This window comes from Lampropedia aestuarii (assembly GCF_004803635.1).
Taxonomy (GTDB): Bacteria; Pseudomonadota; Gammaproteobacteria; order Burkholderiales; family Burkholderiaceae_C; genus Lampropedia; species Lampropedia aestuarii.
Genome location: NZ_SSWX01000003.1, coordinates 177,863 through 199,868, shown reverse-complemented (window position 1 = coordinate 199,868; position 22,006 = coordinate 177,863). Strand labels below are relative to the sequence as shown.

The 22,006-nt window shown below is 57.4% G+C and carries 16 protein-coding genes; 10 read left to right on the top strand and 6 right to left on the bottom strand.

Going from position 1 to position 22,006, the window contains the following annotated elements; genetic code table 11:
* The first annotated feature begins 516 nt into the window (after positions 1–516).
* A complete protein-coding gene (locus E8K88_RS03600) occupies positions 517–2,301 on the top strand; it encodes an IlvD/Edd family dehydratase (RefSeq protein ID WP_136405278.1) in 1,785 nt (594 codons plus the stop codon).
* A 138-nt stretch (positions 2,302–2,439) separates the two neighbouring features.
* Here the strand turns inward: E8K88_RS03600 and E8K88_RS03595 are convergent, their stop codons facing one another.
* Complete coding sequence (locus E8K88_RS03595; protein WP_136405277.1) at positions 2,440–3,186, bottom strand: sulfite exporter TauE/SafE family protein; 747 nt, start codon at positions 3,184–3,186, stop codon at positions 2,440–2,442.
* Positions 3,187–3,279: 93 nt separating this feature from the next.
* On the opposite strand from E8K88_RS03595, the gene E8K88_RS03590 reads away from it, so the two are divergent.
* Together E8K88_RS03590 and E8K88_RS03585 are read left to right on the top strand one after the other, a co-directional pair.
* Positions 3,280–4,194, top strand: coding sequence for a LysR family transcriptional regulator (locus tag E8K88_RS03590; protein ID WP_136405276.1), 915 nt, complete (start codon positions 3,280–3,282; stop codon positions 4,192–4,194).
* 246 nt (positions 4,195–4,440) lie between these two features.
* Entirely contained in the window at positions 4,441–5,454 is a 1,014-nt protein-coding gene (locus E8K88_RS03585; protein WP_136405275.1) for a hypothetical protein, read from the top strand.
* 243 nt (positions 5,455–5,697) lie between these two features.
* Here E8K88_RS03585 and E8K88_RS03580 read toward each other — a convergent pair whose 3' ends face one another.
* Entirely contained in the window at positions 5,698–6,447 is a 750-nt protein-coding gene (locus E8K88_RS03580) for an SDR family oxidoreductase (protein WP_136405274.1), read from the bottom strand.
* A gap of 229 nt (positions 6,448–6,676) precedes the next feature.
* On the bottom strand, positions 6,677–8,617 hold the full coding sequence (locus tag E8K88_RS03575; RefSeq protein ID WP_136405273.1) for a choice-of-anchor I family protein: 1,941 nt from the start codon (positions 8,615–8,617) through the stop codon (positions 6,677–6,679).
* Between the two features lie 187 nt (positions 8,618–8,804).
* On the opposite strand from E8K88_RS03575, the gene recJ reads away from it, so the two are divergent.
* From recJ to E8K88_RS03540, 7 genes are all read left to right on the top strand, one after another.
* Positions 8,805–10,511: a single-stranded-DNA-specific exonuclease RecJ gene (recJ, locus tag E8K88_RS03570; protein ID WP_420813554.1), complete on the top strand. Its 1,707-nt coding sequence runs from the start codon at positions 8,805–8,807 to the stop codon at positions 10,509–10,511.
* 209 nt (positions 10,512–10,720) lie between these two features.
* Complete coding sequence (kynA, locus tag E8K88_RS03565) at positions 10,721–11,587, top strand: tryptophan 2,3-dioxygenase (protein WP_136405272.1); 867 nt, start codon at positions 10,721–10,723, stop codon at positions 11,585–11,587.
* A gap of 151 nt (positions 11,588–11,738) precedes the next feature.
* Positions 11,739–12,506, top strand: a complete 768-nt coding sequence (locus E8K88_RS03560; RefSeq protein ID WP_136405271.1) for an SDR family oxidoreductase — start codon at positions 11,739–11,741, stop codon at positions 12,504–12,506.
* 112 nt (positions 12,507–12,618) lie between these two features.
* Positions 12,619–13,872, top strand: a complete 1,254-nt coding sequence (locus E8K88_RS03555) for an MFS transporter (protein WP_136405270.1) — start codon at positions 12,619–12,621, stop codon at positions 13,870–13,872.
* 450 nt (positions 13,873–14,322) lie between these two features.
* Complete coding sequence (locus E8K88_RS03550; protein ID WP_136405269.1) at positions 14,323–15,444, top strand: acyltransferase family protein; 1,122 nt, start codon at positions 14,323–14,325, stop codon at positions 15,442–15,444.
* Between the two features lie 442 nt (positions 15,445–15,886).
* Positions 15,887–17,167, top strand: coding sequence for an MFS transporter (locus tag E8K88_RS03545; RefSeq protein ID WP_136405268.1), 1,281 nt, complete (start codon positions 15,887–15,889; stop codon positions 17,165–17,167).
* A 312-nt stretch (positions 17,168–17,479) separates the two neighbouring features.
* On the top strand, positions 17,480–17,812 hold the full coding sequence (locus E8K88_RS03540) for an SMR family transporter (protein WP_136405267.1): 333 nt from the start codon (positions 17,480–17,482) through the stop codon (positions 17,810–17,812).
* 20 nt (positions 17,813–17,832) lie between these two features.
* Here the strand turns inward: E8K88_RS03540 and E8K88_RS03535 are convergent, their stop codons facing one another.
* From E8K88_RS03535 to cls, 3 genes are all read right to left on the bottom strand, one after another.
* Complete coding sequence (locus E8K88_RS03535; RefSeq protein ID WP_136405266.1) at positions 17,833–19,182, bottom strand: nucleoside recognition domain-containing protein; 1,350 nt, start codon at positions 19,180–19,182, stop codon at positions 17,833–17,835.
* 50 nt (positions 19,183–19,232) lie between these two features.
* Positions 19,233–20,300 (bottom strand): chorismate synthase, encoded by a 1,068-nt coding sequence (aroC, locus tag E8K88_RS03530; protein ID WP_136405265.1) that lies wholly within the window; start codon positions 20,298–20,300, stop codon positions 19,233–19,235.
* 226 nt (positions 20,301–20,526) lie between these two features.
* Complete coding sequence (gene cls, locus E8K88_RS03525) at positions 20,527–21,969, bottom strand: cardiolipin synthase (protein ID WP_136405264.1); 1,443 nt, start codon at positions 21,967–21,969, stop codon at positions 20,527–20,529.
* Between the last annotated feature and the right edge of the window lie 37 nt (positions 21,970–22,006).

The following is a 22,006-nucleotide window of genomic DNA, read 5'->3' as shown; positions in this document are numbered from 1 at the left end:
CTCCTTGTTGTTGTGATCTATGTGCAGAAGTGCTTTAGCGCCCTGTTGTGAGGCCTTCAGCTTATCTGCTCATCATGCTGTCATATTGTCAGACAAGTTATGATACAGTATCCAAACTGCCTGGCTACACAACATCAGGCAAACACCTAGAAAAAAAATCAGGAGACAAACATGCACATCAGCGCCACACACAGCGCAAGCATGGGCCGCGCATGGCAACCAACGTTGGCAACACGTTGGCATCGAGCCATGGTGAGGTCCTGCCCCTTCAGCGCACCAACAGCACAAGCAAACAGCCGCCGCACAGGCATCGTCCTGCGCGGCATGCCTTTGCGCAGCTAACACCGCCAGCGCTTGGCAAGCCATTGCGTGCCTGCCAAACACAGCGATTCGTTTTAGAACGTGTTTACGATCTAAGAGCCCAAGCTGCGCCAGGCCAAGACGGGTGCCTGCCCAACTGAGCCCAACGCATGCCGCAGGCAGACCAGCCCCCCTCCCCTTCCGATGAGTCACACCATGGATCAAAAAACCAACGCCCCTCGCCGTCTGCGCTCGCTCGACTGGTTCGACAACCCAGACCACATCGACATGACCGCGCTGTATTTGGAGCGCTTCATGAACTACGGCATCACGCCCGAGGAACTGCGCTCAGGCAAACCCATCATCGGCATTGCCCAAAGCGGCAGCGATTTGACGCCATGCAACCGCGTGCACGTCGATTTGGTGCGCCGCGTCCGCGACGGCATCCGTGACGCCGGTGGCATCCCCATCGAATTCCCAACCCACCCAATCTTCGAAAACTGCAAACGCCCCACAGCCGCATTGGACCGCAATCTCGCCTATTTGGGCCTAGTGGAAATTCTGTACGGCTACCCGATTGATGGCGTGGTGCTGACCACCGGCTGTGACAAAACCACGCCGTTTGCCTTGATGGCCGCTGCGACCGTGAATATTCCGGCGATTGTGCTCTCAGGCGGCCCGATGCTCGATGGCTGGCACGAGAATGAGCTGGCGGGCTCTGGCACAGTGATCTGGCGCTCACGCCGCAAACTGGCAGCTGGGGAAATCAACGAAGAACAATTCATGGATGCGGCGCTCGGCTCGGCACCCTCAGTGGGCCACTGCAACACCATGGGCACCGCCTCGACAATGAATGCGATGGCCGAAGCACTGGGCATGTCGCTGACAGGTTGCGCTGCCATTCCTGCACCATACCGCGAGCGCGGCCAAATGGCCTACCGCACGGGCCGCCGCGCAGTCGAGATCGTGCACGAAGACATCAAGCCCTCAGACATTCTCACCCGCGACGCCTTCATCAACGCGATCCGCGTCAACACCTTGATCGGCGGCTCGACCAATGCCCCCCCGCACCTGATGGCGATGGCCCGCCACGCTGGTGTCGATCTGCACCTGAATGACTGGCGCGAGCATGGCTACAAGCTGCCATTGCTGGCCAATGTGCAGCCCGCTGGCGCGTACCTGGGCGAGCGCTTTCACCGCGCCGGTGGCGTACCGGCGATCCAGTGGGAATTGCTGCAACAAGGCCTGCTCAACGAAAACTGTCTGACCGTCACTGGCCGCACCGTGGCTGAGAACGTCGAGGGCCGCGAATCCACCGACCGCGAAGTGATTCGCCCGTTTGCAGAGCCACTTAAAGAGAATGCGGGCTTTAGCGTGATGCGTGGCAATTTGTTCGATGCCGCAATCATGAAAACCAGCGTGATTTCGGAAGAATTCCACAACCGCTACCTGCGCCAGCCTGGCAAGGAAGGCGTGTTTGAAGGCCGCGCGATTGTGTTCGATGGCTCGGAAGACTACCACCACCGCATCAATGACCCAGCGCTGAACATCGACGAACACTGTGTGCTGGTCATTCGCGGTGCGGGCCCAGTGGGCTGGCCAGGCTCTGCCGAGGTCGTCAATATGCAACCACCAGACGCTTTGCTGAAAAAAGGCATCACCAGTCTGCCCACCATCGGCGACGGCCGCCAATCGGGCACTGCCGACAGCCCATCGATTCTGAATGCCTCGCCTGAAAGCGCCGTCGGCGGCGGTCTGGCCTGGATCCGCACTGGCGACATCGTGCGCATCGACCTCAACGAAGGCCGCTGCGACATGCTGGTCGATGATGCCGAGATCGAGCTGCGCAAAAAAGACGGTATTCCAGCCGTGCCTGCCAGCGCCACCCCATGGCAGCAAATCTACCGCGCCACTGTCGGCCACCTGTCAGAAGGCGCTGTGATTGAGCAGGCCGTGCAGTTCAAAAACGTCGCAGCAACGATGCCGCGCCACAACCATTGAGCTGGACATACAAGCCCAAGGCCTCAGCGCAGCGACTGGCGCGCTGAGGCCTTGGCTGGCACGAAAGCAGCAAATGACATGCCTTTGCTGCTTTTTTTGTCTCTGCGATACAGCGCCCCATTGGCTGCCAGCCTGCATTTACAACCAAGGGCCCAATGCCAATTGCAAGCCCAGCAAACTCAGAAAGACCAGAAAAATCTGCTTGAAGCGCTTGGCACTGATGCGCGCGCGAAGCAGCTGCCCCAGCCACATGCCAGCCAAAGCCGGCGCAATGGCCCAACTCGAGACGCCGAACAGCCCCAGCTGCCATGCGCCTTGCCAGTACAGGCCAGCCCCCAGGGCCAGGGTCGAGATCGTGAATGACAAGCCCAGCATTTGCACCAACGCGTCTTTGTCCAAATTCAAAGCCTGCAAGTACGGCACAGCCGGCATCACAAACACCCCTGTCGCACCAGTAATCAAGCCAGTCAGCAAGCCAATCACGGGTGACAACAGCCGCTCCCAACGCGCCGGCACCTGCACACTGGGCGCCAGCAAGGCGTACAAAGCGTACAGCAGCAAAGCCACGCCCAGCGCAAAGCCAGTTTTCGTGGGGTCGGCATACACCAATACGCCCATGCCAAAGGTGGTGGCCAAGGCAATGGCCAGCAGCATGGGCCAAAAACGCCGCAGCAATGGCAGCGCATGCCCGCCCGACGCGCATTGCCAGACATTGGTCACCAGCGAAGGCATCAACAACATCGCCACAGCCTCTGCGGGCGACATCAGCAGGCCCATCAAACCCATCGCGACCGTGGGCAAGCCCATGCCAGTGACGCCTTTAACCAGGCCAGCCAACAGAAACACCAGGACCAGGACAGTCCAAAAGAAGAAAGAATCATACATGCCGCTATTGGAGCCTGGCCAGAGAATGTGCACAATGCGGATTTGTCCACCAGCCTTCGGATTTGCCGAAGGCCATCACCAAAAGCAGACACCATGCATTTTGATTTCACCGACCTGCATTTATTCATCAACGTCGTCGATGCTGGCAGCATCACACAAGGTGCAGCGCGCGTGCATCTGGCACTGGCCTCTGCCAGCGAACGTCTGCGTAATATGGAGAGCAAGGCCGGCCTTCCCTTGTTGGTGCGCCATGCACGCGGCGTCACCACCACCGAAGCAGGTGAAGCCCTGGCCCACCATGCACGCCTGATTGGTCAGCAGCAAAGCCTGCTCAAAGCGCAACTGCATGACTATGCGAATGGTGCATGCGGCCGCTTGCACTTGCACGCCAACACAGCCGCTTTAGCCCATTTTTTGCCGCCACGCCTGGCACCTTGGCTGGCCCAGCGCCCGCGTTTGCAACTGGATCTGCAAGAGCGCACCAGCAGCGATATTGTGCGCAGTGTGCGCAGCGGCTTGGTCGAGGCCGGCATTGCCTCAGACGCTGTGCAAGCGCCTGACCTGGTCATGCAGCCAGTCGCGCCAGACCAATTGGTGCTTATTGTGCCTGCCAGCCACGCACTGGTTGGCAGCAAACAGGTGCGCCTGGCGCAGCTGCAACAGGAACAACTGGTCGGGCTCTCGCTCGGCAGTGCGCTGCAAAACCATATCGATGAGCAGGCACGCGCAGGCGGCCAGGTACTGCGCTGGCGTATCCACATGACCAGCTTTGAAGGCCTGAGCGAAATGGTCGCACACGGCGTTGGCCTGGCCATCGTGCCGCATGCGATTGCCAAACTCTACCGCCGCCGTCTGGGCTTGCGCACCGTCCGCCTCAACGAGCCCTGGGCCCAGCGCCAGCTGTGCCTGTGCTTTCAATCCTGGACATCCTTGAGCGCGCCGATGCAATCCTTGCTGCAGCACTTGGGAGGCAGTCCAGAAGTTCATTCAAGCCAACCCTGTATCTAAATGATGCGGCCATTGGACAGCAATGAAAGCTGCATTGAGCGCTCACAGCGCAAGCGCATTTACAATGCGCTGTTGCCCATGTGCATGCGCACGGCCATTGTCCACACCAGCATGCTACGCCATGCATTCCCCACAATAACGACTGGCCGATCTTCTCGCACAACGTGCACAATTCGCCCATCTGTTTTGCACCACCGACGCTGTCTGGCAGATTCATAGCAGCGGTCTTTCAGGCGATCTTTTGTCATGCTCAGCTCTTCCCACATCGTCCCCTTTGCTGCCATTAACGGCATGCAAGACTTCTTACAGGCCACCAAGACCACTCTGGCTTTACCTGCCTTGCAGTCTTGGCTGACCTCGCAAACACTTGCGCCCAGCCATTGGCTGCGCCTGCCTGAAGACAGTTTCAGCGCCCCCCATGAGTTGGCCTTACTCAACACCGCCTGGCCAAGCACCGCATTCAACGGCTCGCAAGACAGCCACACACAAGCGCCACCCTCTCTGGCAGCCTGGGTTGCCGCCCAGCACGGCCATACGCTACAAGCTGGCCAGGGCTGGGCCTTGATGGCACCGGCCCACCTGCACATCACCACCGACGCAATTACCCTACTCAACCCGGCCGCGCTGGCAGTGAGCAGCACGCACAACCAGCAACTGCGTGATGCCGTGCTCAGCCTGTGGGCCGAAGACGGCCTAGAAATTCATTTGCTGCCAAACGGCATCTGGTTGGCCAAAGCCGATTGGTTGCATGGCCTGGCTCTACCCTCGCTTGACAAAGCCATCAACCGCGATGTTCGCGCCTGGATGCCTAATTTTCGGCAAACGCAAACACTGCAGCGCCTGCAAACCGAAGCACAAATGCTGCTCTACAACCATGCGGTCAACGATGAGCGCGAAGCGCAAAGACAACCCGCCGTGAATGCACTCTGGGTGTGGGGCACAGGCACCACACCTGCAAGCCCAGCAGCCCAGGCCGGTGCACCTGCCAACACCATTGTCGTGCACGACGCACTCAGAATTGCCGCGCTACAAGGCGATTACTACGCCTGGTACAGCGCATGGCAGGTGCTGGACCAAGCGCTGGACAAGATCTTGCGTCATGCCTCGCAACAAGGCCAAGCGGTGCAGCTGATTCTGTGCGGTGACCAGCAAGCGGTCACGTTAGAGTTTCACAAGCCTTCCCTGTGGCGTCGCCTTTCTCAGACTGCGACCCACTGGCGCAGAAAAGACCCATTGCTTGCGTTGTTACAGCAACTTTGAACATCCCTACATGGCAGAGATTAAGCAGGTTTTCCACAACCACCTTCCAAAGCAGGCAGTGACAAGCATGTCGATATGAACGGGCATCCAAAACAGACATGGGCAAACAGACTGGATCTGATCATTCGTTGCCTTGGCTGTGCAGATGTCCGGATGTATTGAAGAAAAAATCAACGAAAGCACGAACCTGCTCATTAAGGGCTACTGGCAAACCACTCCAAATCCATCAGACGCCACGCTGCGTCACTTCACTGCTGCGTTACCACCATCTGCATACAAGGCTGACCCTGTCACAAAACTCGACATAGGGCTTGCAAGAAAAAGCGCAGCGGACGCAATCTCTTCTGGTCGAGCGAGCCGCTTCATGGCGTGCAACCCTGCAGCCCAGTCCTTGGCGCTCTTGTCCCCTGCTATCTCGGTATCGGTTCCGCCTGGCAAAAGCGCATTCGCCCGTATGCCTTGAACTGCATATTCAGCAGTGATCCCCTTTACCAAGCCCATTAACCCCGCTTTCGAGGCGCCATAGGCCGTCATACCGGGGAGTCCTGCGCTGGTGCCCACGAAGCTCGATATAAAGACAATCGAACCGCCACCGCGATTGAGCATGGCCGGAATCTGGCTGCGAGCGCCAAGGAAGGCCGCCGTAAGATTGGTCTCCATTGTCTGCTGCCATTCCTCTGGCGTTATCTCGGTCAGCGGTTTGAAGGCACCGACAATACCGGCGTTGTTGACCGCAATGTCCAGTCCTCCAAACTTGCTGATTGCAGCGTCCATCACTTGCTCGTGGGTCTCAGGACGACCAATATCCCCCACCACAACCTCGGCGCGACCACCGTTTTGCCCAATCATGCCCGCGACTTCGTTGAGCAGTGCTTCGCGCCTTGCGGTGAGAATGACCGCCGCGCCGTGCGCGGCAAACAGCGTTGCGATGGCGCGTCCAATACCGGAAGATGCGCCAGTGACAACAGCAACTTTTCCATCAAGCAAAACCATAAATGCAATTTCCTTCGTGTTTCATTAAGGATTCGCATCGTATTTGTTCCTGCATCGCCCAGAACTCCGTTTCTTGCCCTCAAATCAGCGCAGAAGCATTCAATGGTGGCAAGGGTGCAGGAGCGCTTGCTCAAACGGGCATGTCTTGATGGGCCAGTGGCTGATTTCAGCACCATCTGCCGCAGACAAAAAAACTTACAGATGTGCTGGCAATCGCAGCGGGCATGACTCAGTACGCGAGGTTCAACTGAAATACTGTTGTCGTGCCGCTGACTTCATTGCCAACCAGCAACAACGGCTTGCCATTGGGCGAATCGGCGGCAGACACAAATGCCAAACCTTCTGGGCCCAGGTCGCCCACAGCCGCCAGATTCGTCTCAGGGTCGCTGGCCCATTCGGTGCGGGTGTTCAGATAGTCTTCCAGCGTAGGTTGTTTCGGGTCGGTGATGTCATACACAACCACGCCACCAAAGCGCTCAAGACCTATGAAGGCAAAAGTTTTCTCGCCAATCGTGCCCACCGTCAGGCCTTCAGGCTCGGGGCCTTTGGCATCGCTGCGGCTGTCAAAGGCATCGCCCTCGTCATGGCCGGAGTTGAAGTAGCTTGCGCAGTTGACCGTAGCGGCACCGTCTGTGATCGTGCAGGATTTACCTGTGCGGGTTGTGATTTGGTTGGCAATGAATTGCTCCAACTGCGCGCCTGAATCCCATACTTGCGCGCCGTTCTCGTCCCAGATCGAGATCGAGCGTGCCCCATAGGAATGCAGCGTGTCGTACATCAGGCGGTCGCCATTGGCATCCACCACACCGGCTGCGTTGTAGAGCCTTGGCGTGCCGTCGGCGTTCTTTTGGAAGCCTTCGGTCCAGCTGATGTTCAAGCGGCCCAGCACAGCGTCTGAGCGGCAATCGCCCGGTTCACCGGCAGTGGCGCCGCAGTAATTGAAAATGCTGGGATTGAGCAATGCGCCAGCGGCCAGGTCGCGCAATTGCGGCGGCAGGTCGTCATTGGCTCGGCGGTCAAAGCCGCCCTTGTGCACCAGGTGCTTGACGCGGAATTCTTCGACAAAGCCTTTGCTGCGGTCCCCCGCCCAGTACGCGTCATCGTCCTCGCCCCAGGCGCGTGAGTCGCCTTCGTTGGCCGTCACCAAATAGGTTGTACTGCCAGCGGCGAAAGACGCAATGGTGTCGGGGTGGTACATGCCCACCACACCTGGCCAAGTCTTGATATGGATGCCCGCTGGGTTATCAGAGGCATCGATTTCGTTGCCCACTTGGCCGTAATCCTTGTAGCCCAGCGGCAGAATCGCTGTCACAGTCGCGCTGGCGATGTCGATCTTGGCCAATGCATTGTTTTCCTGCAGCGTGGCCCAGGCAGTCTTGCTGTCCGAGGAAACGGCTATGTACTCTGGCTCAAAATCCTTGGCTGCGCTGCTGAGGTTGCCTGCGCCATAGGTTTGCTGGTTGCTCGCCGGGCCAAAAATACGCACGCCCTGGGCGCGCAAAGCGCGCTCTTGGCCATTAAAAGCGGTGAAGGCGGCCGTGCGAACTACAGGCTTGGTCGGATCGGCCACGGCGATGATGCTGATCGAGCCTTCAGGATCGACCGAGTAATCGTTGTTGGGCTCGCCTTCATTGGGCGTCAGTACATGCTTGCCATCGGGTGTGAAGACGATGCTGTCAGGCTGCGCGCCCACTTGCACGTCAGCCAGCTTGGCCAGGCTATTGGCGTTGAGCAAGGCTACGCGACCAGGATCGGTTTTGGGATTGGCCTCGATAGCCAGCGCCACCACATCGCCATGCACAGCCACGCTGTTGATTTGCGCGCCGGCCATGTCGACTGCCACCACGTCCTTGGTGCTGAGCGTCTGGATTTTGCGTGGCTGGCTTGGGTTACTCAGGTCCAGCACATCCAGGGCGCCGGCTTCGGCATTCACAACGAACGCGCGCTTGCTGGTTTTGTGGAAAGCGACGATTTCCGCTGCGCTTTGCCCAAACACACCGGCTGAATAGGAGCCGATTTTTTCCAGTGACACCGTGGCAGGGGTCACAGGCAAGCTGGCATCATCGCTGTCACTGCCGCCGCATGCGGCCAGCACCGCAGCGGTAAGCACCACCGTCAGGCTGCGCAGTTGGAACGGAAAAGGTGCTTTTTTCGCAGAGAAAGTCGTCATGGAAATATTTCGTTATATTGTAAAAAGTGCTTTTATAGACAGCAAAAGTGACGAAGAGATGACAATTGACTTCAGCCCCACAGGCAGCCGAACCTATGCGCGCAAAGCCCTTTGGCTGCATCTCCAAACGAAGCGTCTATCATTGGCGCGCAGGCCTTGCCCCTACCGTTTTGAATTTGATTGATCCGTGAAATTTCGCCAACGCTCCCCTCTCCCTGACGCAATGCAAACGCTGGTGCAAACCGGCACCCATCCTTTTTTGGCTCAGCTATTTGCCGCCAGAGGCATTGATTCCCCCCAGCAGCTCGACGCCCGCCTGCAAGCCTTGATCCCGCCCAACCAGCTCAAAGGCACGGAGCAAGCCGCTCACTTGCTGGCCGATGCGATTGCCAGCCAAGCGCGTATTTGTGTGGTGGCCGATTACGACTGCGATGGCGCAACGGCCTGCACCGTCGCTCTACGCGGTCTGCGCATGCTGGGCGCGACCAACCTCGATTATTTGGTGCCCAACCGGATTGAAGACGGCTATGGTTTGACCCCCAAATTGGCCGAGCGCGTCAAACAAACAGGCGCTGAACTGCTGGTCACGGTGGACAACGGCATTGCCAGCATTGAGGGAGTGGCCCACGCGCAGGCGCTGGGCATGAAGGTGCTGGTCACCGACCACCATTTGCCCGGCGCGGTCTTGCCAGCGGCTGACGCCCTGATCAACCCAAACCAGCCGGGCTGCAACTTCCCGAGTAAAAACCTGGCCGGTGTGGGCGTGATCTTCTACGCCTTGCTGGCGCTGCGCAGCCTGCTGCGCGAGCGCGGCGTGTTCACCCCCCAATCGCAACCCCGCCTTGATGCGCTGCTGCCGTTGGTGGCGTTGGGCACAGTGGCCGATGTGGTGCCGCTGGATGCGAACAACCGGCTGCTGGCCAGCCAAGGGTTGGCACGCATTCGTGCGGGCCAATTGCCGCCTGGCATGGCGGCCTTGTTCGAGATCAGCCGCCGCAACCATGCCCGCGCGCACGCCAATGACCTGGGCTTCGCCCTGGCACCGCGCCTCAATGCGGCAGGCCGTTTGACCGACATGACGTTGGGCATTGAGTGCCTGCTGACCGACGATCCACACAAAGCCGAGGAACTGGCCCAGGCGCTGGACGACATCAACAAGCTGCGGCGTGACCTCGAAGCCGATATGAAGCAGGTCGCGATTGGCAGCGTGTTGCAGAAACTCGCCCGTAATACCCGCATGCCAGCGGCCATCACGGTATCGGACGAAGGCTTTCACGAAGGCGTGGTCGGCATTGTCGCAGCCCGCATCAAAGAGCAGTTCCACCGCCCCACGTTCGTATTCGCGCCAGGCGCCAGCAGCGACAACGCCGGCTTGCTCAAGGGCTCAGGCCGCTCGATTGCGGGCTTCCATTTGCGCGATGCGCTGGACCTGCTGGCCAAACGCCACCCCGAGGTGCTGGAAAAATTTGGCGGCCACGCCATGGCTGCAGGCTGCACGATTCGCGCCGAGCATTTACCGCTGTTCCAGCAAGCCATGCAAACGATTGCGCAAGAGTGGCTCGATGATGCGGCGCTGCAAGGCGAGGTTTGGGTGGATGGCCCTTTGCCCGCGCAGTTTCGCTCGATAGAAACCGCCGAGGCGCTGCAAATGCAGGTTTGGGGCCAGGGCTTCGCTGCGCCGCTGTTCATGGAGTCGCTGCACGTGCTGGAGCAGCGTGTCGTCGCCGGCAAGCACCTGGCCATCAAAGTGCTGCACCATGGCCAGGTGGTCGAAGGCATTTGGTTTGGCCGCACCGAGCGCGTGGCCGCGCAAACCGAGCTGGCCTACCGGCTCGAAACCGACGAGTGGATGGGCCGTAAACGCCTGCGTTTTCTGGTGGAAGCACAGGCTTAACAACGCATCAGGACTGGCGCTGGCTATGGCGCTGGCGATGCCATTGGCAGTCCATGCCTGCCTCGGACTTTTCCTCATCTGTTAGAAAAAACCGACACCACTGGCCGTTTGGCGGTGATAACTTCTGCGCACTCTTGAAAGAGCCTGTCGCTAGCGCATTGCACTGACGCTCGACTCCTTCGCTCCATTGATCGCAAAAGATTACCGCCATGACTTGCCCCCACCACACGCCCGCGGCTGGCCGCACCGAGACCATTGTTCATCAAGAAGGGGCGCAGCTCGACTTCAGCAAAGACATGAGCTATGGCGACTACCTGCAGCTCGACTCGATTCTGAATGCGCAAAAGCCGCTCTCACCCAACCACAATGAACTGCTGTTCATCGTGCAGCACCAAACCAGCGAGCTGTGGATGAAGCTGATGCTGCACGAGCTGCATGGCGCCATGCAGGACTTGCGCAGTGATGGTTTTGCCCCGGCGTTCAAAAAGCTCGCCCGCGCCTCGCGCATCATGGAGCAATTGGTGTCCGCCTGGGACGTGCTGGCCACCATGACCCCCCCGGAGTACACCGCGATTCGCCCGTATTTGGGTTATTCCAGCGGCTTCCAAAGTTACCAGTACCGCTGCATCGAGTTCAGCCTGGGCAATAAAAACGCGGCGATGCTCAGGCCCCATGAACACCGCGCAGATTTGCTCGCCATGGTGCAGGCCAGCTATGAGGCGCCCTCACTGTACGACCTTGCCATTGCAGCACTCGCCAAAAACGGCCTGCCGATTGACGCCGCGCATTTGCAGCGCGATTGGCGCGCACCGTATGAGGCCAGCGCCGAGGTAGAAGCTGCCTGGTTGGCGGTCTACCGCAACTCCGAGCAATACTGGAATCTCTACCAATTGGGCGAAAAACTGGTGGACCTGGAAGACGCGTTCCGCCTATGGCGCTTTCGCCATGTGACCACCGTCGAGCGTGTGATTGGCTTTCGCCGTGGCACGGGCGGCACCGGCGGCGTCAGCTATTTGCGCAAGATGCTCGATACCGTTCTGTTCCCTGAGTTGTGGAGTTTGCGCACGGCGCAGTAAGCGCCGACTGGCAGACCCAGTCTGAATCTCGCATGGGACAGGGCCCCTTGGCCGTTCATGGTATTTCTACATCTTGGCACAGCCAGCGCTGGTTGCAACCGGTCGCTGCGCTGCCCGTCACTGGTAGACATGAACAACTCCGAGGAGACTTATGAGCTTATTTTCCCTGACCGGCAAAGTCGCACTGATCACCGGCTCCACGCGTGGCATTGGCCGCGCGATTGCCGAGCGCATGGCCGAGCAAGGCGCGCGCGTAGTGATTTCTTCGCGCAAGCAAGACGCCTGCGACACCGCTGCCGCTGAGATCAACGAACGCTATGGTGCAGGTCGCGCCATAGCGATTGCCGCCAATATTTCCTCCAAAGAAGGCTTGACCGCGCTGGTGCAGCGCACCCAAGAGGAATGGGGCAGCATCGACATTCTGGTCTGCAATGCTGCATCAAACCCTTATTACGGCCCAATGGCCGGCATCAGCGACGAGCAGTTTCGCAAAATTTTCGACAACAACGTGCTGTCCAACCATTGGCTGATCAGCCTGGTCTCACCAGACATGGTCAAGCGCAAAGCCGGTGTAATCATCATTGTCTCGTCGATTGGTGGCCTGCACGGCTCGCCCATCATCGGAGCCTACAACGTCTCCAAAGCCGCTGACTTCCAACTGGCGCGCAATATGGCCGTCGAATTAGGCCCCCACAATGTCCGCGTCAACTGCATTGCTCCCGGTCTGATCCAAACCGACTTTGCCCGCGCGCTGTGGGAAAACCCAGACACATTGGCCCAGGCGACCTCGACCACGCCGCTGGGCCGCATCGGCCAGCCCGATGAAATTGCTGGTGCTGCGGTTTTCCTGGCCTCCGATGCCGGATCTTTTATGACAGGACAGGCCATGGTGATCGATGGCGGTGTCACAATCGCATAACACACGACGTCGACACACCCTGCGGCGCATCTGCATCCTCGCCCGGATGCGCCCTAGCGGCCTGCGCCACAGTGCCACTGGCCGCTGACCGCCTTTTAAAGAACCACTCCTGATGACTGCTGCCCCCTCCTCCATCACGCTGCGCACGGCCTGGGTCATGCTGCTGACTTTGATTCTTGGCTTTGCTCTGAGTCAGGCCTACCGCACGGTGGCGGGTATTTTGTCCGTACCACTGATTGCCCAGTTTGGCCTGAGCCCGCAAGAAATGGGCGCGGTAGCGGCCGCTTTTCACTTCGCGTTTGGCGGCATGCAATTGATCATGGGCGTGGGCATTGACGTCTACGGCATACGGCGCACGATTTTGGCGGGCTTTCCAATGACGGTGCTGGGCAGCCTCGTCTCGGCCATTGCGCCCAACGCGGGCGTATTGATCTTTGGCCAGGCGCTGATTGGCATTGGCTGCGCGCCGGCCTTTTTGGTCTGCACGGTGTTCATTGCCCGCTATTTTCCCGCCCACCGTTTTGCGGCCATTTCTGGTCTGGCCCTGGGCATGGGCGGGCTGGGCCTGATTTTCACTGGCACGCCGCTGGCCTGGCTGGTCGAGCAATCGAATTGGCGCGCGGCTTTTTGGATTCTGTCGGCGCTGAGTCTGGCCGCCTGGCTGGCCATTTTTGCCAAAGTGCATGAACCCGCCAGCCCCACGCCTGCAAGCCCCCGCTGGACCATGCTGTGGCCCGCCCTCAAAGGCTACGGCGCACTGCTGCGCCTGCCCCACACCGCAGGTATTTTGTGCCTGGCCTTTGTCTGCTATGCCTCGTTCATCACGCTGCGCGGCTTGTGGCTGGCACCATACCTGGTCGACCGCTTTGGCGAAAGTCTGATTTTCAGCGGCAATATTGCGCTGGTTTTGTCTATTATTTCGCTGTTTTCACCCTCATTGTTTGGCCGACTTGACCCGGGCAATGCCAAGCGCCGCCTGGGTTTGATTCTGCTGCCCTGGACCCTGGTGCTGTTTTTCACCACGATGGCTCTGACCCACCAGCTGTGGCTGGCCGTCACCTGCCTGCTGCTGATTGCGATTTTCATGGGCTGTGCGGTGTGGCAATACTCGGATGTGCGCAATGCCTACCCGAACCACATGACCGGCCGCGCAATGGCCTTGTTCACGATGTCGATGTTTTTGGGCGTGGCCGTCATGCAATCGCTCTCTGGCTTTGTGGCGCAGTGGGCATTGGCCTCTGGTTATGACAAATACAGCGCGGTGTTTATTAGCGTGGCCATGATGCTGGCCCTGGGCTCAATCGCCTTCATGGTCCTGCCCAGTCCGCCCAAAGATGCAGCGCAAACACCTGAGGCGGCAGACTGACATTCATTGGCTTTGCCTTATCACCCAGTTGTCACAAAAACGGCTCAATGCCTAGGTGCTATTTGCCACCACTGGCGTCGGCACTAAATGTTGTACTTCTTGGTTTCTTCACTCATCTGCGCACTAAAAAAATGCCCGCGGAGTCGGCCAGTATGTGCTGGCTTCATAGTACAACGACAAACCAGACTCTTTTTCCACATCTGAAAATGTGTGGTTACTCCCACGTTTTACCAGTGAGCGAATCCAGCTATTGCTTGATTTTATTCAGCCTAAGACGCAAATTTTCCACGCACCTTCAATGCTGACAATTACGCCTTTCAGTTCGTCGCCCGATAGTTCATGAAATTTTACTGACATTCCTCGCTTTACTCACCTTCCAATACCTACCTGCTATCGGAGGGCATTGACACAAAAACACTTTATAATTTTAAAAAAACAATTTTTAACCATATGTCAAATACAAGTCAGAAAAAAATTGAATTAATCGAATGCATTCGAGGAATTGCAGCCTTGGCCGTTGTACTGTGTCACACCAGATATTACGTCAAAGACTTACCAAGCGGATACATAGCCGAGGCATTATTCTATCCAGGCGCCATGGGTGTTGATATTTTCTTCATTATCAGCGGATTCATAATAACTCACACAACAATCAATTCGCCCGGCGGAACTAACAGCGCCCTATCATTTATCACCAAGAGAATCATAAGAGTTTGGCCGTCTTACACGTTGGCAACCCTTGCCTTTCTTATTATCCTCTACAACGGCTTCAGTTTTTTTAGTACATCCGAAAACATTAAATCGTTTATCAAGTCCATATTCTTTCTCCCTGTAGACGTCAGCAACTCTCCATTTTATTTCGGCATGCCATTTGGCATTGCATGGACATTGATTTTTGAATTTTACTTTTACAGTATATTTGCAATTTCACTTTTATTTGGCAGATTCCGTTATTTAGCATTGGCAAGCTGGATCACTGTATCGCTCATACTAATCCCACTCTACAGAAACAATTTTTCCTTTGATGCATTCAATCAAGCTGCATCAATTAAATACCCTTATATTAGCGTCATGACAAGCCCAATGGTATGGGAGTTCATTGCAGGAATAATCATTGCACTCATCTACCACTCAACAATAAGAATAAAAAGCACCGTGGTTCTCTACAATATTGTCTTCCTCTCTTTTGGTCTAGCTCTATGGGCTTTTTCATCTGGACTCTCTTGGAACCATGGCCCTGCCAATTGGGGCTGGCCTTTAATAATTTTATTTTTAAGTTTAATCTTCTTAATTAAAGAGGTAGACATCAAAACACCAGCCGCATTAGTATGGATGGGAAAAATATCCTTCTCCTTATATTTAACGCATATGATTGTACTGACAATCACCCAAAGGCTAATGACCAGCCTGGGAAGTTCCTTTTACAACTCTTGGTCACATATCGTGATAGCCACCACCTTGTCTATCACTTTTGCAGCCCTATGGTATTACCACATAGAAACCCCTTCATCAAAATTAATGCAAAAATTTCTATGGAAAATATCAGACAGACTCAGTCACACACCAAAATAGTTGCACCATCAAAACAGCACTCACCGATAAAAAAGCACTTTTTGGCCTGAGTACAACCTCAATGTGCCAAATCGCATAAGCGTTTGGAAAGTTGGTTTTTTTGGGTATTGATAGTGCAATCGATTGATTTAGAACTGCTAACACCACCCAGCAAACCGAAAATTTGTGGTTGAGACCAGGCGTAAAACCGCTGGCAGTGCAGCAGCGACGGCCAGGCTTCACTATGAAGTAACAAAAGCGTTTTTAGGGGCCCTTAAAGGCGTATAGCTGCAACTGCAAGACACGGCTAGATTTTGAACAGGCTTTAAGGGAGTGACCCATTCGCCCATCGCTACCGGTCAAGCCAATCTTGTCCATTTTTTATTGCGCTCCCCGTGCCTGATGAAGCCAAGAGCAGGCCCAACGCAATATAATTGAGAATCAATCTCATAATGAACATGCCATGCCCAGTCTCAGCTCTTCCACTCCAGCACTTGTGAGTGTGCCCAACCAGCAGCGCACGCGATGGTGGGTGGTTGCCTTGTGCGCAGCGATCATGATGGTCGAAGGCTTCGATCTGCTCATTTACAGCAACGCCATTCCGTCGCTGTTGATGGATGCTTCAATGGCCATGGACAAGGCGCAGGCCGGCAATATTGGCAGCATGATTTTCATTGGCATGTTGCTGGGCGGCGTCGCAGCCGGACTGGTCACCCAGTCTTTGGGCCTGGCACGCAGCATGGGTTTTGGCTTCGTGTTGTTCACACTGGCCACCGCCGGCATTGCCTGGGTCGCCAATGGCTGGCAGCTCGGTGCATTGCGCTTTGTTGCCGGTCTTGGTTTGGGTGTGGTCTTGCCAGCGGGCCTGTCTTTGGCGCGTAAAAACAGCCGCCAGGAACATGGCGCGCTGGTCATCAGCCTGGTCATGTCGGGCATTCCGCTGGGCGGCATGCTAGCGGCGGTGGTCTCACAATGGGTCATTCCCCACTGGGGCTGGCGGCCGCTGTTTCTCATTGGCGGCGCGCTGGGCTTGCTGGAGTTGGTGTTCATGGCCCCGGTCATTGCCCGTTATGAAAAACAGGCGGCAGCTGAAGCACCCAGCCACACGGCCAACACCAAAGCACCATGGCGCAATGTCTTGCGCGGTGCCAGCCGCACAGTCTTAATCATTGGCACCTTGGCTACCCTGGCCGATTTGCTGACCTGGTACGGCGTGGCGGTGTGGCTGACCCAGCTGATGCGAGAGTTCGATGTGCCCTTTAATGGCGCGATGCAGATGATGTTCACGCTCAATACTGGCGCGATTGTGGGCTCAATTTTCACGGCCAGCATCGCCATGCGTTTGGGCACCCGTGCTGTCGCAATGGGTGCAGGGGTGCTGGCTGCGCTGTGTTTGCTGGCGATTGCCTCGCGCCAATTCACAGGCGAGCTGCTGTTTGTTTGCATTGCGCTGCTGGGCATGAGTGCCATCAGCGCGCAAAACCTGGTCAATGCACTGGTGGCAGATGCCTTCCCCGCCAACTACCGCGCCGCGGCCATCGGCATTAGTCTCGGCCTGGGCCGCTTGGGCGCGGTGATTGCGCCGTCGCTGGGTGGCTATATTCTGGCCGCGGGACACGGCCCGTCGTGGGTCCTGCAGGTGTTTGCGATTGCTGCGCTTGTCGGCGCTGGCTTGCTATTGCTGTTCACCCCTGGGCTGAGTCAGCGTTCTGTGCACGCATTGCAAGCCACTGAAACGCCGTAAGTTCACCTTTTCGCACTGCCCAGCACCACCCATGCTGCGCCTCACAGCTTGATGCCTTGTGCTGTGCAGATTGGAGGTGTATGTGCTTTGCTTGAATGCCCATACAAGACACTAGGCGCGGTGCGCTTTGGCACGAACGGCATTGTGAACAGCATATTTTTGCACCGCTGGCAAGGCTGTGATCTGGTGGATTAGCACCAATGTGCGCTATAGCCTGCGTCCTTTAGCTGCGACAATCGCGCAGATACGCCGCATCGTAAGCACAGCGCCTAGCGGCAATTGATCTCTTTTACGTTGACTAAAAAAACCACCATGTCTCCCTACGTCCCCCTCGGCATCGCCATTGTCTGCGAAGTGATTGCCACCACAGCCCTGAAGTCATCTGAGGGGTTTAGCCGCTTGGTGCCCACCACCATCGTGGTCATCGGTTACGCGATGGCTTTTTACTGCCTGTCGCTGACGCTCAAATCCATTCCCACTGGCGTTGCCTATGCGATTTGGTCGGGAGTTGGGATTGTGCTGATTTCGCTGGTCGGCTGGCTACTTCACAAACAGACGCTGGACCTGCCTGCGATATTGGGCATTGGCTTGATCATGGCTGGCGTGCTGGTTATCAATGTGTTTTCCAGCAGCGCGCCGCACTGAGACGGGCCTGCAAAAAGCGCTCAAGCTTGGCCAAACAAATAGCTGCAAATGGCCACCGAGGCCATGACGGCAACCACATCTGCGATCAAAGCCGCAATCAAGGTATGGCGAATGCGCCGCACTTGCACCGCACCAAAGTAAACCGCCAGCACGTAAAACGTGGTCTCTGACGAGCCCATGATGGTTGAGACCAGGTAGCCGACATAGCTGTCTGGGCCAATCGCAGGGTCGGTCAGAATCGAGGACATCACGCCGTACGAGCCCGAGCCTGACAAGGGCCGCAGCAAGGCCATTGGCAGGGCTTCGGCAGGCAGGCCCAGCGGGGCGGTGAAGATCGCCAAAAAACCCACCATCACATCCAGAGCGCCGCTGCTGCGCAGCATGCCGACGGCCACCAGAATGGCGACAAGATAGGGCATGATGCGCAAAGCCACGTCGAAACCGTCTTTGGCACCGGCGATGAAGGACTCGTAAATACGTACTCCGCGCAGCCAGCCAAATAGCAAAAAGCCCAGCATCATGCCCGGCACAATCCAGGGCGCAATCGCCTTGCCCCACACAATCGTGGCCGGAATCGCCAGCACCATGCAGCCAAGCGCCAGCATGCTGACCCACAGCGGATACGCACTGTGGTCTTGCGCTTGGTTCTGCCGAATGTCATCGACTTGGAATTCCTTGACCCAGGGCCGCTCCATTGCCAACTCTTGGGAGGTCGGCTGGCCGACTGGGAAATAGCGCTGGAACAGCAAGGCCGCGACAATTGCCGCCACAGTGGAGACAATCGTCGCAAACAAGGTCGTGGGCAAAATGCCGGCCGGGTCCATCGAGCCAGAAGCTGCGCGAATCGCAATGACCTTGGCCGGCAGCAAAGTCACGCCCGAAGTATTGATCGCCAGGAATAAGGCCATTGCATTGGTGGCCGTGCCGGGCCGTGCGTTCAAGGCGTCAAGAGCCTGCATCGCCCTGATCCCGAATGGCGTGGCGGCATTGCCCAGCCCCAGCGCGGTGGCTGACATGTTCAGAATCATCGCGCCCATCGCTGGGTGGTTGGGCGGCACTTGTGGAAACAGCCGCACCATCAAGGGCCGAATCAGCTTGGCAATGACTGTGAGCAAACCGCCCTCTTCGGCCACTTTCATCAAGCCCAGGAACAAGGCCATGATACCGACCAGGCCAATGGCCAGTTCAACCGCACCTGCCGCCGACGCGATCATGCCAGCGGACAGCTGCTCCATGGGACTGGCACCAGCAGTTGCTGCGGCATTGGCCCAGTCAGCGCCCGCTTGTGGCGCACTGGCCTGCCATTGCAGTTGCTTGTAACCTGCCGTCAAACAGGCAATGAGCACAATGGCAAGAAAAAGAACGTTCATGCCGCGGCTCTGGCTTTAGTTCAACAGCGAAATAGCGATCTGGATTTGGCTTAACGCACGGCGTCGCCGTTTTGTGCGCGGTGCAGCAAGGCGTGGTCGATCAGCACCAAAGCCAGCAAGGCCTCGGCAATCGGCGCGGCGCGAATGCCTACGCACGGGTCGTGGCGGCCTTTGGTGACGACTTCAACCGGGTTGCCGTCGATATCAATCGATTGGCGTGGCGAGAGGATCGAACTGGTGGGCTTAATCGCCAGCTTGACATCAATGTCTTGACCCGTGCTGATACCGCCCAGAATCCCGCCAGCGTTGTTGGTCAGGAAGCCATCGGGCGTGATCGAGTCGCCATGCTCGGTGCCGAGTTGGCGGGCACTGGCAAAGCCGGCGCCAATTTCCACGCCCTTGACCGCATTGAGGCCCATCATCGCATACGCAATATCGGCATCGAGCTTGTCGTACAAAGGCTCACCCAGGCCCACCGGCACGCCACTGGCGATCACGCGAATCACCGCACCACAGGAGTCGTGCTGCTTGCGCAGCGCGTCCATGTACTGCTCCAAGGCCACGGTGTTTTCAACAGGGGCAAAAAATGGATTTTGCCCAATGTAGTCCATGGATTCAAATGGAATGTCGATGCTGCCCAGCTGCGACATGAAGCCACGAATTTCCGTGCCAAAACGCGCTTGCAACCATTTTTTAGCGACCGCGCCAGCAGCCACCGTCGGTGCCGTCAAACGGGCCGATGAGCGGCCTCCGCCGCGAGGATCGCGGATGCCGAATTTGTGCCAGTAGCTGTAGTCGGCATGGCCCGGGCGAAACTGCTTGAGAATGTCGCCGTAGTCCTTGCTGCGCTGGTCGGTGTTGCGAATCAAGAGGCCGATCGGGGTGCCGGTGGTTTTGCCTTCGTACACACCCGAGAGAATCTCGACCGCATCAGGCTCGTTGCGCTGCGTAACAAAACGGCTGGTGCCTGGGCGGCGGCGATCGAGCTCCAGTTGGATGTCGGCTTCGCTCAGGTCCATGCCTGGCGGACAGCCGTCGATCACGCAGCCAATGGCTGGGCCGTGGGATTCACCAAAGTTGGTGACGCGAAATAAGGTTCCAAAGGTGCTGCCGCTCATAGTGGGGGCAATTATCGCAGCTTGCGCGGCAGGCACAAGCCAGCAGCTCAGATTCCTGATAAAACAACAGCAGGGTTTAGAGCCTGTTGATCATCTCCACGCAGCCGCGTTGAAACCCAAAAAGATGTAATGCGCGGCAAAAACCGCAGTCGGGCTAGCTGCCCGGCGAGGATTTTTAACAAAACATAGTGCCTTGCGCGACCGCGAAAAGATCGTAAAAAGGTTCCTAGAGCATCGGCGAGAACAAACGCATTACCGCTTCGGCCAAACGAGGCCAAAAAGGGATATGCCGGTGCGATGGCACGCGGCGTGAATGGCGCAAGTCGCGCTGGAACTGGGCACTCAAGGCCTCGTTGAAGTGGCTGCCCATCACCGCCACCCCGACCTCGTAGTTAAGACGAAAGCTGCGCAAGTCAAAATTGGCCGTGCCTATAAAGCCGAAGTTGTCATCAATCACCAGGGTTTTGGAATGCAGCATGCCTGCCTTGTACTCCCAGACCTTGACACCAGCGGCAACCAACTCATCGTAGTACGAGCGTGCGGCCAATGTCACCATCAGCGAGTCCGAGCGCTCTGGCACCAGTACATGCACATCGATTCCGGCCAAGGCCGCATTGGTCAAGGCCATCATCGCCGTTTCAGAGGGCACAAAATAGGGCGTGGTGAGCAGCACCCTGCTTCTGGCTGCATGGATGGCCTGCACATAAGTGCGGTGAATGGGCTCTGCCGGATTGTTGGGCCCCGAGGTCAGCACCTGTACATCGAATGGCCCGGTCTCACTGACTGGCAAATAATCCTGTACATGTGCGACGCATGCCGCCAACGGCATGTGGTTGGCGTAGGCCCAGTCTTCCAAAAACACCATTTGCAACCAAAACGCCGGGTTGCCTTCTAGCCGCACATGCACATCGTGGTAGGCATCGGGGCGCACGCGTGTGTCTTCTTCATCGGTCACGTTGACACCACCGGTAAACGCCACCCGCCCATCACAGACGACAATCTTGCGGTGGCTGCGGTAGTTGATCACCGGGCGCCAACGCCGACCAAAACGCGTGTCGTGAAAACGCGCAAACTCGACGCCCGCATCGAGCAAAGGCTGCAAAAAAGCCTTGCTGAGTTTTTTCGAACCCAGCGCATCGACCAGCAAGCGCACTTGCACGCCTTGGTAGGCTTTTTGAATCAGCGCGTCGCGGATACGCGTGCCGGTGTGGTCAGGCTCATAAATGTAGTACTCCAAGTGCACATGGTGCCTGGCCTGGAAAATCGCGCGCTCAATCGCATCGAAAGTTTCGGCACCGCTGGTTAGCAAATCCACGGCCAAACCAGTGCAAGGGTATATGCCGGTTGTGCTGGTGCCCAGCTGGGCCAGTTGGCGCAGCACTTGGGGCGCCTCAGCGGCACGGTCTTTGAGCGCTTGCAAGTCATCACTGACGTGCATCGCAACCCGGTTGCTCAAACGCTTTGACTGCTGCTTGCGCAAGCGCTGCGGGCCTAGGAAATAAAAAATGAAAAAACCTACATAGGGCAGCAAGCCCAGCACCAGGATCCAACTGATCGTGGCCTCGGGTGGGCGCTTTTGCAACAGTACCCATATCCCCAGCACCACCACATACACCCCCCAGGCAAAGGCCAGGAAGGCGATCAAAGAATCTGTCCAGTCGATTGGCATCGTATGCGGCTTGGTTGAAAACGCTCGGTGAGTGTGT

Bases quoted from the DNA above. Each gene is read 5' to 3' on its own strand.
- E8K88_RS03550 (WP_136405269.1), top strand. From the start codon at position 14,323: ATGTCAAATACAAGTCAGAAAAAAATTGAATTAATCGAATGCATTCGA.
- kynA (WP_136405272.1), top strand. From the start codon at position 10,721: ATGACTTGCCCCCACCACACGCCCGCGGCTGGCCGCACCGAGACCATT.
- E8K88_RS03545 (WP_136405268.1), top strand. From the start codon at position 15,887: ATGCCCAGTCTCAGCTCTTCCACTCCAGCACTTGTGAGTGTGCCCAAC.
- E8K88_RS03535 (WP_136405266.1), bottom strand. From the start codon at position 19,182: ATGAACGTTCTTTTTCTTGCCATTGTGCTCATTGCCTGTTTGACGGCA.
- E8K88_RS03555 (WP_136405270.1), top strand. From the start codon at position 12,619: ATGACTGCTGCCCCCTCCTCCATCACGCTGCGCACGGCCTGGGTCATG.
- E8K88_RS03595 (WP_136405277.1), bottom strand. From the start codon at position 3,186: ATGTATGATTCTTTCTTCTTTTGGACTGTCCTGGTCCTGGTGTTTCTG.
- E8K88_RS03585 (WP_136405275.1), top strand. From the start codon at position 4,441: ATGCTCAGCTCTTCCCACATCGTCCCCTTTGCTGCCATTAACGGCATG.
- E8K88_RS03560 (WP_136405271.1), top strand. From the start codon at position 11,739: ATGAGCTTATTTTCCCTGACCGGCAAAGTCGCACTGATCACCGGCTCC.
- E8K88_RS03540 (WP_136405267.1), top strand. From the start codon at position 17,480: ATGTCTCCCTACGTCCCCCTCGGCATCGCCATTGTCTGCGAAGTGATT.
- cls (WP_136405264.1), bottom strand. From the start codon at position 21,969: ATGCCAATCGACTGGACAGATTCTTTGATCGCCTTCCTGGCCTTTGCC.
- E8K88_RS03575 (WP_136405273.1), bottom strand. From the start codon at position 8,617: ATGACGACTTTCTCTGCGAAAAAAGCACCTTTTCCGTTCCAACTGCGC.
- E8K88_RS03600 (WP_136405278.1), top strand. From the start codon at position 517: ATGGATCAAAAAACCAACGCCCCTCGCCGTCTGCGCTCGCTCGACTGG.
- E8K88_RS03580 (WP_136405274.1), bottom strand. From the start codon at position 6,447: ATGGTTTTGCTTGATGGAAAAGTTGCTGTTGTCACTGGCGCATCTTCC.
- E8K88_RS03590 (WP_136405276.1), top strand. From the start codon at position 3,280: ATGCATTTTGATTTCACCGACCTGCATTTATTCATCAACGTCGTCGAT.
- aroC (WP_136405265.1), bottom strand. From the start codon at position 20,300: ATGAGCGGCAGCACCTTTGGAACCTTATTTCGCGTCACCAACTTTGGT.